Consider the following 12,153-nt stretch of genomic DNA (forward strand, 5'->3'; position numbering starts at 1 on the left):
AGGGCTACTCGGCGGGGACGGCGGCCGCGCCGGCGGCCCGCGGCAGGGCGGGGCGGGCGGGCGCGAGGCCGTGGCAGGGCCGGGGCAGGCGGCCGGGAGCGCCCGCCGCCGCGAGGCCCCGCAGGGCGTCGGGGGCGGGGTGGCGGTCCGGTTCGCTCGGCCCGTGGGCCGCATCCATCGACATCCCGTCTCCTCCCGGTCGGGGCGGCGTCGCTGGAATCCTCCCTGGTGACCGTCGAGCGACCGCGATACCTGCAATCTTGCCTCGCAAAGCAAGATCTATTGCGCAATACCCTTGCGAAAGAGACCAGATCGACCCGAGAATGATCAGTTCAACTGGGATTCGAAGTGGCAGGCGCGATCGCTCGGCGGTCTTTATCGGTGTTGTGCGGAGTTATAGAGAAATGTGACTGCTATTCCATCCTCCGAATGGAGGAGGGTCCGGCGGGGCGGGTCCGGGCACCGCCGGCCCCGCCCGAACGCCCGCCCGATGCCCGAGCGAAGCGCCGCCGCATCATTTCGTCGCCGAACCGGTGACCCCTTCGGCGAATGATGCTTAACTCCGATCCAAGTGCTCGCCGAGAGGGCACACTCAGACGAGGAGGCGTCACGTGGCTGGGCAGACCCGGTGCATCGCGATCGTCGGACCCTTCCAGAGCGGCAAGACCGCGCTCCTGGAAGCCATCCTCCACCGCACGGGCGCGATCGACCGCCCCGGCCGCGCCGCCTCGGGCAACCGGGTCGGCGACACCTCCGCGGAGGCCAAGGCGCACGGCATGAGCGTGGAGCCGGCCGTCGCCAGCGTCGAGTTCCTCGGCGACAGCTTCACCTTCGTGGATTGCCCGGGCTCGGTGGAATTCGCCCACGACGTGCGGGCCGTGCTGCCGGTCTGCGACGCGGCGGTGGTGGTCTGCGAGGCGGACGAGCGCAAGCGCCCGGCCCTGGAACTGTGCCTGCGCGACCTCGAAGCCGCCGGCATCCCGCGGCTCCTGTTCATCAACAAGGCGGATGCGGCGCCGGGCTCGCTGCGCGACGCGCTGGCCCTGCTCCAGCCCGCCTCGCGGGTGCCCCTGCTCCTGCGCCAGATCCCGCTCTGGCAGGGCGAGACCGCGGTCGGCTTCATCGACCTCGCCCTGGAGCGGGCCTTCATCTACCGCGAGCAGGCGCCGAGCGAGGTGGTCGACCTGCCCGAGGGCGAGTGGCCGCGCGAGAAGGCCGAGCGCTTCACCATGCTGGAGCGCCTCGCCGACCACGACGACGCGCTGATGGAGGACCTGATCTCCGAGATCGAGCCCGCCCGCGACCGGGTCTTCGCCGACCTCTCGCGGGAGTTGCGCGAGGGGCAGGTTGTCTCGGTCCTGTTCGGCGCGGCCGAGCACGGCAACGGGGTCACGCGCCTGCTCAAGGCCCTGCGCCACGAGGCGCCGGGGCTGACCGAGACGCGCGCCCGCCTCGGGGTGGCGGAGACGGGGCCGGCCCTCGCCCAGGTGATCAAGACCCTGCATTCGGGCTTCGGCGGCAAGCTCTCGGTGGCGCGGGTGCTGCGCGGGAGCCTGCGCGAGGGCGACGCGGTCACCGGGAGCGGGGGCCAGGGCGGGCGCATCGCCGGCCTCACGGCGCTCACCGGCGCGGCCGGGGCCCGGGTGGCCGAGGCCCGCGACGGCGAGGTGGCGGGCCTCGCCAAGCTCGACGCCGTCGCGACCGCCGAGACGCTGCAGGCGGGCGGCGAGGTGCCGCCGGCCCTGGTGGCGCTGCCGCGGCCCGAGCCGGTCCACGCCGTCGCCCTGCGCATCCGCGACCGCAAGGACGACGTGCGCCTCGCCGGGGCGCTGGCCAAGGTGCTGGAGGAGGATCCGGCCCTGGCGCTGGAGCAGCACGCCGATCTCGGCGAGATGCGCCTGACCGGCCAGGGCGAGATGCACCTGCGGGTGGCGGTGGAGCGGCTCGCCTCGCGCTTCGGCATCGGGGTCGACACGGACCGCGCCAAGGTCGGCTACCGCGAGACGATCCGGGGCACGGCCGCGGCCCGGGCGCGCCACAAGAAGCAGACCGGCGGCCACGGCCAGTTCGCCGACGTGGCGATCACGGTACGGCCGACGCCGCGGGGCGCGGGGTTCCTCTTCGAGGACGAGGTCGTGGGCGGCGCCGTGCCGCGGCAATATATCGGCTCGGTCGAGGCGGGGGCCCGGGCCTGCATGGCGCGCGGGCCCCTGGGCTTTCCGGTGGTCGACGTCGCCGTGACCCTCACGGACGGGGCGGCGCACGCGGTCGATTCCTCCGACGCCGCCTTCCAGGCCGCGACGCGCCTCGCCCTCGAGGAGGCCCTGCCCAAGGCCGGCCCGGTGCTGCTGGAGCCGATCCTCGCGGTCGCGCTCGCGGTGCCGTCCACCGCGACCGCGAAGGCGACCGGGCTCGTCACGGCGCGGCGGGGGCAGATCCTCGGCTTCGACGCACGGCCCGGCTGGCCGGGCTGGGACCAGGTCGAGGCGCTGATCCCGGAGGCGGAGATGAGCGGGCTCATCGTGGAGCTGCGCTCGATCACCGCGGGGGTCGGCAGCTACACGGCCCGGTTCGACCACCGGGCCGAGCTGACCGGGCGGCCGGCCGACGCGGTCCTGGCCGCCCAGCCGGTGCGCAAGGCGGGCTGAGCGCCGGCGCGGGCCTTGCCCACGCGGCGCCCGGAATCGCGCGAAATCGCGCGATCTCCGCGAGCCCGCGTTAAGACCTCCGGGGCATCCTGGCGGGGACGTTCAGGAGGGGATGATGCGCGGAGCATTCCTCATCGCGGTCGCGGTGGCGGCGGGCTGCCTGCCGGCGGCGGCGCAGGCCAAGGTGCGGCGCGGCGGTTTCGGAATCTATCACCTCGGCCGGGCGGAGAGCCCCGCGCCGGCGCCGCGGCCGGCGAGCCCGGCGCCGCCGATCCGCACGGCCGCCGCGGATGACGGGGGCCCGGTTCCGATGACCACCGGCACCACGGTGCCGGTGCCTGCCCCCGCCGCCGCCCCCGCCAAGCCCGCCCGTCCCTGGTGCCCGGGCGGGCGCGTGTTCGGCAGCGGCACGGGGTTCTGCGAGATCAACTGAGCGCGGCGGCGACGCCCGGCGGGATCCCGTCTCGCGGGCGGCGTCGCCCTCCCTGCGCACGCCTGTCTCCGCCGGGGAACGGCCCTGGAGGCCTCACGCCTGCGGGGCGGTGGGACCGCCGGGGCGGTTCCGCCGGGCTGCTCTCGGGAGGGCCGCGTTCGTCGCCGCCGGCGCCGCGAGGGGCGCGCCGGCGCGCGCGGATTGCGGCCCGGGCCCCGCGGGGCCCGGCGCGTCCCGGGCGACGCTCACCCCGCGGTGGCTTCTCCGCGCAGCCGCTCGGCGTTGGCCTGGACGTGCTCCCGGTAGCGGGCGATCACCGCGTCGGGGGATCCGCCGCCCAGGAGGGTGTCGGCGGCCTCCACCGCGGCACCGATCTTCTCGGTAATCATCCGCTCCACCTCGACCCGGGCGGCCGGGCCGCCCGCCGCGATGGCGGCGAGGCGCAGGGCGATCACCGTCTGCGACTCGATGGCGAGCAGCACGGCCGCGTGCCACGGCGGAAGCATCGCGGGGTCCCTCAGGCCGCGCGCCGGTCGAGCACGCTGCGGACCGCGTACTGGGCGAGGTCGTTCCAGAAGGCCAGCATCGACGCGAAGCTGCGGCTGGCCTCGTCGATCTGCAGCCGCACCGCCTCGCCAGGGTTCTGGGCCTCGCGGAGCGCGTTCCAGAAGGCGAAGGTCGCCGTCAATTCCCCGCGCACGAAGACGAGAACGCGGGCGTTCACCGCCTCGAACGCGGCGAAGCCGGCCGGCTCGGCCGCTTCCGGTTCGGCTTTCGGTCCCGGTTCCGCGATGGCCTCCGCCTCCGCGGCGGTCTCAGCCAGCGCGGCGGAGACCGCCGCAACGGGTTCCTCCGCGGCGGGTTCTTCCGCGGCGGGTTCTTCGGCGAAGGGCTCTTCCTCCGCGCCCGCGCCGGGAGCGGCGGCCTCGATCACCGGAAGGTCGGCGGCCTCATCCTCGGCGGCCAGTTCGGGAGCGGCGGCGACCGCCTCGGGCGCCAGCGGCGCCGTCGCGGCCTCCGCCTCGGGCGCCGGAGGCGTCTCGGCCAACGAGGTCGTCTCGGCCAACGAGGGCATCTCGGCGACCGGCGCCGGTTCCGCGACGGGCGTATCCGCGGCCGGGACTTCCTCGAAGGGAGTCATCCTGCTCTCCGTGTCGGCCACCGACGCGGAGGGCGCGACGATCTGCGCGTCGGCGGGGGCGGATTGGGCGGTCTGGTGCCCCTGCAGGCCCGTGGCCGCGGCCTTGCTCCGCGTCCGTCCAGGAGGCTTGCCAAGGAGCTTGCCAAGGGGCTTGCCAGGGGGCCTGGCGGATCGGTCCTTGCGTCCGGTCGTCATCGCGGATCTCACGCTCGTTCACACCCCTGCCCCGGCCGACGGCCGGAGCACCCGACCGGCGGCCGGCGCCCGACCCCAGCGCATGGCGCCGCGGGGTCCGGCTGGCCGGTTACGCTTTCTCGGAGGAGGGCTTGGCCGCATCCTCGGTCAGATTCGTAAATTCCTTCGCCTGCGTCTGCAGCGCGGCGATCTGATTGCGCATGTACTCGCCCTGGAGGTCCATCGCCTCCTTGAGGTTCTTCGACCGCACGAGCTTCTCGGCGAGTTCGAAGGTGGCGGCGAGGTGCTGCTCGGTGTAATCGAAACCTTTGGTCACCGCGGCGCCGGTCTTGGTCTGCGCGGTCTCGGTCGAGGTCTGCACCGACTCGGCGACCTTGCGCGCCGTCCCGAGCAGGTTGCCGAGCGCCGTCTTGGCCTGCTGAAGCCCCTTCTCGGCCGTTTCCCGCATCTCGTTGGGGATCTCGAAGCCCTTGTTGCTCATGGTCGTTTCCCCGAAAGGTCCTGCGTCCGGCGAGAAGCGGCTTACCGCAGCGCAGCAGGACTATGTTGCAGTGCAGCGCGAGAGTCAACCGGCCGGTGGTGGCCGGCCGCGCGCCCGGGACGGGATCCTGCCGGCAGGATCCCGCCGGGACCGGCATGGTCCCGGCGGGACGCTACCGGTCCCGCCCCGCGCGATCAATCTCAGCGGGTCTGGACCTCGTCCAGCGCGGCGCGGGCGGCGTCGCGCGCGTCCGGGACGGTGCGGGTGAAGCCGGCGCGCTCGGGGTCCGGCGCGGCGCCGCGCACCGTGACCGCCATGTAGCCGTGGAAGGCGACGTCGACGGCGAGCAGGACGACGATGGCCGCGAGGAGCCCGGCGATGATCGCCTGCCCGCGGGAATCGAAGAGCGGCGCCGCCACCGGGAGGTGCGCCGGCGGGAGCGGCGGCGCCGGGATCGGGATCACCGGCAGGGGCGGCCCCTCCGGTGCGCCCGCGGCGCGCTCGCGCACCTCGAAGACCGGCCGGTAGCCGCCCACCGGCACGTGGATGCGCAAGGGCCGCTCCCCGCCATCCTCGGCCTGGGCCTCCTCCAGCGCCCGGCGCAGGCGGCCCGCCTCGACCCTGACGCTGGGATCGTTGGCCGGGTCAAAGCTGGTCGCGCGGTTCAGGGCCCGGGTGGCGATCGTGTAGGCCTTGATCGCCTCGCCCCGCCCGGCCAGTTCCTCCTCGACGATGAAGGTCAGGAAGGCGGCGAGCTTGGGGGAGCGCCGGAAGGTCTGGCTGTGCAGGCACTCCGCGAGGGCGCGGCGGATCTCCGCCTCGCTCGCGCCGCGCCGGTTGACAGTCTCGGCATCAATCATTCTGCCTCGCCACCGTATCGGCCCGGACGCCAACCTTCCGTATTTACTTACGTTGTTGATGGCCTCTTCGCGACCCAAGGTCAAGTACCGAGGCGGTCAGGCAAGACGGCATTCGTCTTAACCTGCAGGTAACCATATTGGCCGACGCTGGCATCTCCGATTCGCTGGAGGTGGCCCATGGCGCACAATCAGGTCCGGCCTATGCCCAAGGCCTTCGCGCATTACCCGATCCCGCTGGAATTGCTGGCGGCGCTGCACCGGGCGAGCGACCGCGACGTGGAGGCCCTGGTGGCGCAGATGCCGGAGACGGGCCGCGCCCGGCTGGCCGCCTACTGCTCCGACAAGGGCCACCTGCACCGGCTCGGCCTGCGGATCGCCGGGACCTGCGACGAGGCGACGCTGGTGCGGGTGGTCGGCCCGGATGCCGGGGCGAGCCTCTACGCCCAATCCCGTCCCTCCGCCGCGCTCCCCTCCTGAGCGGCGCGGCGTCGCGTCGCATCCCGCGCCCGGAGCGGGGGCGGCGTGGGCCGGCGGGAGCAAGCGGGCGCGTCGGCCGTTCTCCCGGCAGCGGCCGGGACGGATCGTCGCGGCCCGACGAGGGGGAATCCATGCGCTCCCGGACACCCGAGGAAGCCCGCGCCCAGATCGAGTACGCCCTGACGGCGAAGCGGGTCTCGCTGCGCGCGGCGCGGGACGCGGCGGAGGCCGCGCCCGCCGACGCCGCGGCGCGCCGGGATCTCGACCGTCTGCGCGAGGACGTCGCGCGACTGGAGATGCAGCTGCGCAGCGTCGGACCGTGAGCCGCCCGCGGGGGCGCATCCCTCAGGGCGCGTCCCGGGTCAGGGTGGCGAGGGCGGCGAGCGCCTCCTCGCAGGCGGTCGGCGGAAGCTGCGCGGCGAGGCTGGCCGCGTCGTTGAAGGCGGGCAGGAACCGGTCCTGCCAGGGCCCCTGCCCGACGGCGCGGCGCATGCGCTCCGCGGCGAGGCGGGCGGCGCGCTGCGTCTGCGCCTCCGGCGCCCCGCAGGCGACGGCCCGGCCCACGATGGTGCCCTGCCGCTCGCCCTCCAGGTGGGGCAGCACGAGGGAGCGCTCCTGGGCGGCGGCCGCCGCCGCGGCCGTCGCGCCCGCGCCGAGGAGCGCGGCGCGGAGCGCGGCGCAAGGCCGGTCGCGCCTCATCCGCGCGGGGCCCCCTTCAGGTAGCCCTTCAGGCGCAGGTAATCGGCGAGGATGGTGCAGATCGCCTGCCCCCGGCTCAGCTGCTCGACGGCCGCGAACTCGGTGAGCGCGGCGGCGACCTCGTCGGGGATCTGGAAGGCTTCCTCCTGCGTCATCTCGTCGGCCGGCTCGGACTCAGGCATCGCATCTCTCCCGGGGCCTGGGCGAATCGCGGCCGCGGGGGAATCGTTCCCGGGGCGCGGGTTCGTCCGCCCGAGGGGTGGCACAGGGGCCGCGGCGGCGCCAGTCCCGGCTTTCCTCACTCGGCCGCGGCCGCCGGGGCGGGGCGGAGCGCTGCGCGAGGGTGCGGAACGCCACCGCGGTCGCGAAGGTCACGGCTGCGACGGCGCCGGCCGCGGCCAGCACCAGCCGGAAGCCGCCCGACGAGATGATGCAGGAGCGCGGTCATCGGCACGGCGAAGCCGCTGACGATGAAGCCGAGAAAGTCGCGCAGGCTGTAGGCCCGCGCCGGTGCCGCGGCGAGATGGAGCGCGCCACCATGGCGTCGCTGACGACCACCTTCCCGTCGAGCGCCGCGCGGACGGGGACGAGCCCGGCGAGGAGCGGCAGGCGAGGTGAGGGCGCAGAGGCCGAAGGCCACGACGCTGCCGGTGGCGAGCCCGATCAGCGCGCCGTAGCTCAGGTCCGTGGCGGCCGCGATCCCGGTCACGGCGGTGGGGTCGATCAGCAGCACGAAGTGGTCGAGCGCGTGCGCGATGTTGACGAAGAGCAGGATGCGCCGGGCGCGGAGGCTGGGCTCATGGCGGGCCTCTCGGATGGCGGGCGCTCGGGAAGGGCGCTCGGGAAGGGCTCTCGGGACGCGTCCCGGATTGCGCCGATCCTCGCTCGACCCGCCCGCGCGATCGGGCCCGGGGCCCAGCCGGGCCACGCGACGCCGCGGGTGCGAGGGTCGTTACCCGGCGCAGCCTCGGTGAAGGGCGGAGCAGGCAGGTGGGGCAGCATCGCGGCTGACCGCCCCAACCGTTCACGCGCAACGGTCGTCGGATGATCAGTGCTGCGGGAGATCCGTGGTACCGCCACCCCGGCTCGAACGGGGGACCTCTAGATCCACAATCTAGCGCTCTAACCAACTGAGCTATGGCGGCCGACGTGGGGCGCTGTGTAATCCGGGCGGAGGCCGCTGACAAGCGGGCGCGGGCGATTCCGGTCCGGAAATGCGGCCGCCCGCGGTCGCAGGGCGCGGCGCGAAAACCCGTCGACCTCGGCGCCGCATCCCCCTAAACACCCGGTGCCGTCCCGCCCCGCGGCCCGGACGCCCGCCACCCGCCCCCACGGCCCGATGACGGCGAAGCCCGAGACCCTCCGACGCTCCCTCACCGACGGCCCCGTCGTCCAGGCCCCCGGCGGCCTGCGCGCCCTGGTGCGCGGCAGCGAGGTCGGGCTCGTCGGCCTCGCGATCCTGGTCGGCTGCCTCGCCGGGCTCGCGGTCAGCGCCATGGCCTTCGCCACGCAGGGGCTCCACCGCCTGATCTTCGGCCTCTCCGCGGACGGGAGGCTCAGCGCCGCGCCCGCCCTGCCGGCTCTCCTCGTCCTCACCGCGCCGGCCCTCGGCGGCCTGCTGCTCGGCCTCGTCCTCCGCTTCGGCAACCGGCTCCGGCGCGGGCCGGGGCGGCCGGTGGTCGACCCGATCGAGGCCAACGCCCTGCATGGCGGGCGCCTCAGCCTGCGGGATTCCGTGCTCGTCGCGCTCCAGAACCTGATCTCGAACGGCTGCGGCGCCTCGGTCGGCCTGGAGGCCGGCTACACCCAGCTCTCGGCCGGGCTCGCCTCCCGCCTCGGGCTCGGCTTCGAGTTGCGGCGCTCCGACATGCGGGTGCTCGTCGGCTGCGGGGCGGCCGCCGCCATCGCGGCGGCCTTCGATGCCCCCCTCACCGGCGCCTTCTACGCCTTCGAACTGATCATCGGCACCTACGCGGTCGCCTCCCTCACCCCGGTCGTGGTCTCGGCCCTGGTCGGCGCCCTGGTGGCCGGCTCCGTCCTGCCGCATCCGCCCGCCATCACCCTCGACCCGACCCCGCCGGTAACCCCCGCCGACTACCTGCCGACGCTCGGGCTCGGCCTCCTCTGCGCCGGCCTCGGCATCCTGATCATGCAGGGGGTGACCCTGATCGAGGCCAGCGTGCGCCGCAGCGGCGTGCCGACCATCGCCCGCCCGGCCCTCGGCGGCGTCCTGGTCGGGCTCCTGGCGCTCGCCGCCTCGCCGCAGGTGCTCTCGGCCGGGCACGGGGCGCTCCACCTCAACCTCGCGCAGGACGGGCCCGTCCTCGGCGCGGGCGCGCTGATCGGGCTGTTCTGCGCCAAGGCCCTCGCCTCCGCGGTCTCGATCGGCACCGGCTTCCGGGGCGGGCTGTTCTTCGCCTCGCTCTTCCTCGGCGCCGTCGCCGGCAAGGCCTACGCGATCCTGATGCCGCCGCTCATCGCCACGGCGCTGCCGCCCACCACCTACGCCATCGTCGGGATGAGCGCGCTCGCGGTCGCGGTGATCGGCGGGCCGCTCACCATGACCTTCCTGGCCCTGGAGATGACCGGGGACTTCGCCGTGACCGCGCTGGTGCTGGCGGCGGTGATCGCCTCCTCCCTCACGGTGCGCAAGACCTTCGGCTACTCCTTCGCCACCTGGCGCTTCCACCTGCGGGGCGAGAGCATCCGCAGCGCCCACGACATCGGCTGGATCCGCAGCCTCACGGTCGGCCAGATGATGCGCCGGGAGGTGCGCACCGTCCGGGCCGACACCACGCTGGCGGCCTTCCGGCGCGCCTTCCCGCTCGGCTCCGTGAGCCAGGTCGTCGCCACCGACGAGGCCGGGCTCTATGCCGGGATCGTGCTCGTGCCCGAGGCGCACGCCGCCCCGATCGACGAGAAGGCCGGCACCATGCGGGTCGCCGACATCCTGCGCTGCCACACCGACGTGCTGCTGCCGCAGATGAACGCCAAGGAGGCCGCCGCGCTGTTCGACAGTTCGGAGAGCGAGGCCCTGGCGGTGGTCGAGAGCCCGCAGCACGCCCGCGTGATCGGCCTGCTCACCGAGAAGCACACCCTGCGCCGCTACAGCGAGGAACTCGACCGCCAGCGGGCCGCCACGGTCGGCGAGGTGGGCTGAGCCCGCGGCTTGCGATTGACCGGCGCGCCCGGATGCGCGACGCCGGGGAGCAAACCGATCCGGGAGACATGCCATGTCCGCCACGCCCCGCCGCTACCGCATCGCCGTGATCCCCGGGGACGGGATCGGCAAGGAGACGGTGCCGGAGGGGATCCGCGTGCTGGAGCAGGCGGCCAAGCGCCACGGCTTCACCCTCGAGCAGAGCTGGTTCGACTTCTCCTCCTACGATTACTACGCCAAGCACGGCCGCATGATGCCGGAGGATTGGCGCGCGCAGGTCGAGGGACACGACGCGATCTTCTTCGGCGCGGTCGGCTGGCCGGAGAAGATCCCGGACCACGTCTCGCTGTGGGGCTCGCTGATCCTGTTCCGCCGCGACTTCGACCAGTACGTGAACCTGCGCCCGGTGCGGCTGATGCCCGGCGTTCCCTGCCCGCTCGCCAACCGCAAGCCCGGCAACATCGACTTCTGGGTCGTGCGCGAGAACACGGAGGGCGAGTATTCCAACGCGGGCGGGCGCATGTTCGCCGGCACGGAGCGGGAATTCGCCGTGCAGGAATCGATCTTCACCCGCCACGGCACCGACCGGGTGCTGCGCTTCGCCTTCGAGCTGGCGCAGTCGCGGCCGAAGAAGCACCTGACCTCGGCCACCAAGTCGAACGGCATCTCGATCACGATGCCCTACTGGGACGAGCGGGTGGAGGCGATGGCGGCCCGCTACCCGCAGGTGCGCTGGGACAAGTACCACATCGACATCCTGACGGCGCATTTCGTGCTGAACCCGGACCGGTTCGACGTCGTGGTGGCCTCGAACCTGTTCGGCGACATCCTGTCGGATCTCGGGCCGGCCTGCACGGGCACGATCGGCATCGCGCCCTCCGGCAACATCAACCCGGACCGCCGCTTCCCGTCGCTGTTCGAGCCGGTCCACGGCTCGGCCCCGGACATCGCCGGCCAGGGCATCGCCAACCCGATCGGCCAGATCTGGTCGGGCGCGATGATGCTGGAGCATCTCGGCGAGCGGGAGGCCGCCGCCGAGATCGTGGCGGGGATCGAGCGCGTCCTGTCCGAGCGCACCCTGCGCACCCGCGATCTCGGCGGCAACGCCGACACGGGGGCCTGCGGGCAGGCGGTGGCGGAGGCGCTGGGCTGAGCGGCGACAGCGGCCGCTTGCCTCATCCCGCGACCCGGCGGGGCCCTCGGCACCGCTCAACGGGCCGGGGCGGGGCCCCCGGCGCGGCCGGTCACCCCGTCGCCGCCGAAGCGCTCACGCCGCGGGCGCCTTCACGCCGCGGGCGCCTTGCGGGCCCGCAAGTCCGACCGCACGCGCGCCACGCCCTCCGGCCCGAGATCGAGGGCGAGCCGCACCGCCTCCTCCATGAGCGCCTGGGGCGTCACGCCCGCCTGCTTCGCCGCGCGGCTGAGCAGCAGCCCGAGGGCGCCGTCGATCGGGAGCGAGGGGCCGCGGGGCGCCTCGGGCCTCGGGGCCGGCGCCGGGGCGGCGGGCGCGTCCTCGCGGGGCGGCAGCCCGAGGCCCCGGCGGCGGCCCTCGGCGGCGAGCCGGTCGGCCCGCTCGTTGCCTTCCTCGCCCGCGTGGCCCCGCACCCAGACCCAGCGCACGTCCCGGCGCGCGTTGAGCGCGTCCAGGCGCTCCATCAGGTCGCGGTTCTTCACCTCGCCGGTCGTGGTCCGCCAGCCCTTGGCTTTCCAGCCGCGCAGCCACTCGGTGACGGATTTCACCACGTACTGGCTGTCGCAGCGCATCTCGATCGCGGCGCCCTCGGGAAAATGCTCGAGCGCGCTGATCGCCGCCGTCAGCTCCATGCGGTTGTTGGTGCTGCGCGGGTCCCCGCCGCAGAGCTCGACCGGGCCCTCCGGCGCCAGGATCACGACGCCCCAGCCGCCCGGGCCGGGATTGGGGTCGCAGCCGCCGTCGGCGTAGACGATGGTTCGCATGGGCACTCGACTCTTTCACCGTGACTCGGGCGTCGCATCTTGCCACGAGACGCTGAACGAATCCGCCACCGCGCGGCCCCATCCCTGGCACGCTCCTTGCCGG

The 12,153-nt window shown here is 74.3% G+C and carries 15 protein-coding genes and 1 tRNA gene; 6 read left to right on the forward strand and 10 right to left on the reverse strand.

Annotated elements, in window-relative coordinates; all coding sequences use genetic code 11:
* Window positions 1-4: 4 nt before the first annotated feature.
* The gene (locus QA634_RS26325; RefSeq protein ID WP_283026916.1) at window positions 5-178 is read right to left on the reverse strand and encodes a hypothetical protein; all 174 of its coding nucleotides are present in this window, start codon (window positions 176-178) and stop codon (window positions 5-7) included.
* 433 nt (window positions 179-611) lie between these two features.
* Here QA634_RS26325 and QA634_RS26330 point away from each other — a divergent pair, with 433 nt between their 5' ends.
* Together QA634_RS26330 and QA634_RS26335 are read left to right on the forward strand one after the other, a co-directional pair.
* The gene (locus QA634_RS26330; RefSeq protein WP_012334944.1) at window positions 612-2,648 is read left to right on the forward strand and encodes an elongation factor G; all 2,037 of its coding nucleotides are present in this window, start codon (window positions 612-614) and stop codon (window positions 2,646-2,648) included.
* Window positions 2,649-2,763: 115 nt separating this feature from the next.
* Window positions 2,764-3,081, forward strand: a complete 318-nt coding sequence (locus QA634_RS26335; RefSeq protein WP_150108730.1) for a hypothetical protein — start codon at window positions 2,764-2,766, stop codon at window positions 3,079-3,081.
* A 245-nt stretch (window positions 3,082-3,326) separates the two neighbouring features.
* Here QA634_RS26335 and QA634_RS26340 read toward each other — a convergent pair whose 3' ends face one another.
* The 4 genes from QA634_RS26340 to QA634_RS26355 all read right to left on the reverse strand — a co-directional run bounded on the left by QA634_RS26340 (window position 3,327) and on the right by QA634_RS26355 (window position 5,758).
* A complete protein-coding gene (locus QA634_RS26340; protein ID WP_012334946.1) occupies window positions 3,327-3,587 on the reverse strand; it encodes a hypothetical protein in 261 nt (86 codons plus the stop codon).
* 11 nt (window positions 3,588-3,598) lie between these two features.
* Window positions 3,599-4,222, reverse strand: coding sequence for a phasin family protein (locus QA634_RS26345; RefSeq protein WP_043701617.1), 624 nt, complete (start codon window positions 4,220-4,222; stop codon window positions 3,599-3,601).
* A 304-nt stretch (window positions 4,223-4,526) separates the two neighbouring features.
* Window positions 4,527-4,898, reverse strand: a complete 372-nt coding sequence (locus tag QA634_RS26350) for a phasin family protein (protein WP_012334948.1) — start codon at window positions 4,896-4,898, stop codon at window positions 4,527-4,529.
* Window positions 4,899-5,098: 200 nt separating this feature from the next.
* The gene (locus tag QA634_RS26355; RefSeq protein ID WP_012334949.1) at window positions 5,099-5,758 is read right to left on the reverse strand and encodes a hypothetical protein; all 660 of its coding nucleotides are present in this window, start codon (window positions 5,756-5,758) and stop codon (window positions 5,099-5,101) included.
* A gap of 177 nt (window positions 5,759-5,935) precedes the next feature.
* On the opposite strand from QA634_RS26355, the gene QA634_RS26360 reads away from it, so the two are divergent.
* The gene (locus QA634_RS26360; RefSeq protein WP_012334950.1) at window positions 5,936-6,235 is read left to right on the forward strand and encodes a hypothetical protein; all 300 of its coding nucleotides are present in this window, start codon (window positions 5,936-5,938) and stop codon (window positions 6,233-6,235) included.
* Between the two features lie 131 nt (window positions 6,236-6,366).
* Window positions 6,367-6,558, forward strand: a complete 192-nt coding sequence (locus QA634_RS26365) for a hypothetical protein (protein WP_012334951.1) — start codon at window positions 6,367-6,369, stop codon at window positions 6,556-6,558.
* A 22-nt stretch (window positions 6,559-6,580) separates the two neighbouring features.
* Here the strand turns inward: QA634_RS26365 and QA634_RS26370 are convergent, their stop codons facing one another.
* The 4 genes from QA634_RS26370 to QA634_RS26385 form a co-directional block, all read right to left on the reverse strand.
* Entirely contained in the window at window positions 6,581-6,934 is a 354-nt protein-coding gene (locus tag QA634_RS26370; protein WP_012334952.1) for a hypothetical protein, read from the reverse strand.
* The gene (locus QA634_RS26375) at window positions 6,931-7,116 is read right to left on the reverse strand and encodes a hypothetical protein (protein WP_012334953.1); all 186 of its coding nucleotides are present in this window, start codon (window positions 7,114-7,116) and stop codon (window positions 6,931-6,933) included. The genes QA634_RS26370 and QA634_RS26375 overlap by 4 nt, the downstream gene beginning before the upstream one ends.
* A 116-nt stretch (window positions 7,117-7,232) precedes the next feature.
* Window positions 7,233-7,862, reverse strand: a complete 630-nt coding sequence (locus tag QA634_RS26380; RefSeq protein ID WP_265576423.1) for a hypothetical protein — start codon at window positions 7,860-7,862, stop codon at window positions 7,233-7,235.
* Window positions 7,863-8,002: 140 nt separating this feature from the next.
* Window positions 8,003-8,079: transfer RNA gene (locus QA634_RS26385), tRNA-His, on the reverse strand.
* Window positions 8,080-8,273: 194 nt separating this feature from the next.
* Here QA634_RS26385 and QA634_RS26390 point away from each other — a divergent pair.
* Window positions 8,274-10,094 carry a chloride channel protein gene (locus QA634_RS26390; protein WP_012334955.1) on the forward strand — a complete coding sequence of 607 codons (1,821 nt, stop codon included), beginning with the start codon at window positions 8,274-8,276 and terminating at the stop codon, window positions 10,092-10,094.
* Between the two features lie 73 nt (window positions 10,095-10,167).
* A complete protein-coding gene (locus QA634_RS26395) occupies window positions 10,168-11,247 on the forward strand; it encodes a tartrate dehydrogenase (protein ID WP_012334956.1) in 1,080 nt (359 codons plus the stop codon).
* A gap of 131 nt (window positions 11,248-11,378) precedes the next feature.
* On the opposite strand, the gene rnhA is transcribed toward QA634_RS26395, so the two are convergent.
* Complete coding sequence (gene rnhA / locus QA634_RS26400; RefSeq protein ID WP_012334957.1) at window positions 11,379-12,050, reverse strand: ribonuclease HI; 672 nt, start codon at window positions 12,048-12,050, stop codon at window positions 11,379-11,381.
* Between the last annotated feature and the right edge of the window lie 103 nt (window positions 12,051-12,153).

Origin of the sequence: Methylobacterium sp. CB376 (assembly GCF_029714205.1) — a bacterium.
In the GTDB taxonomy this organism is placed as follows: Bacteria; Pseudomonadota; Alphaproteobacteria; order Rhizobiales; family Beijerinckiaceae; genus Methylobacterium.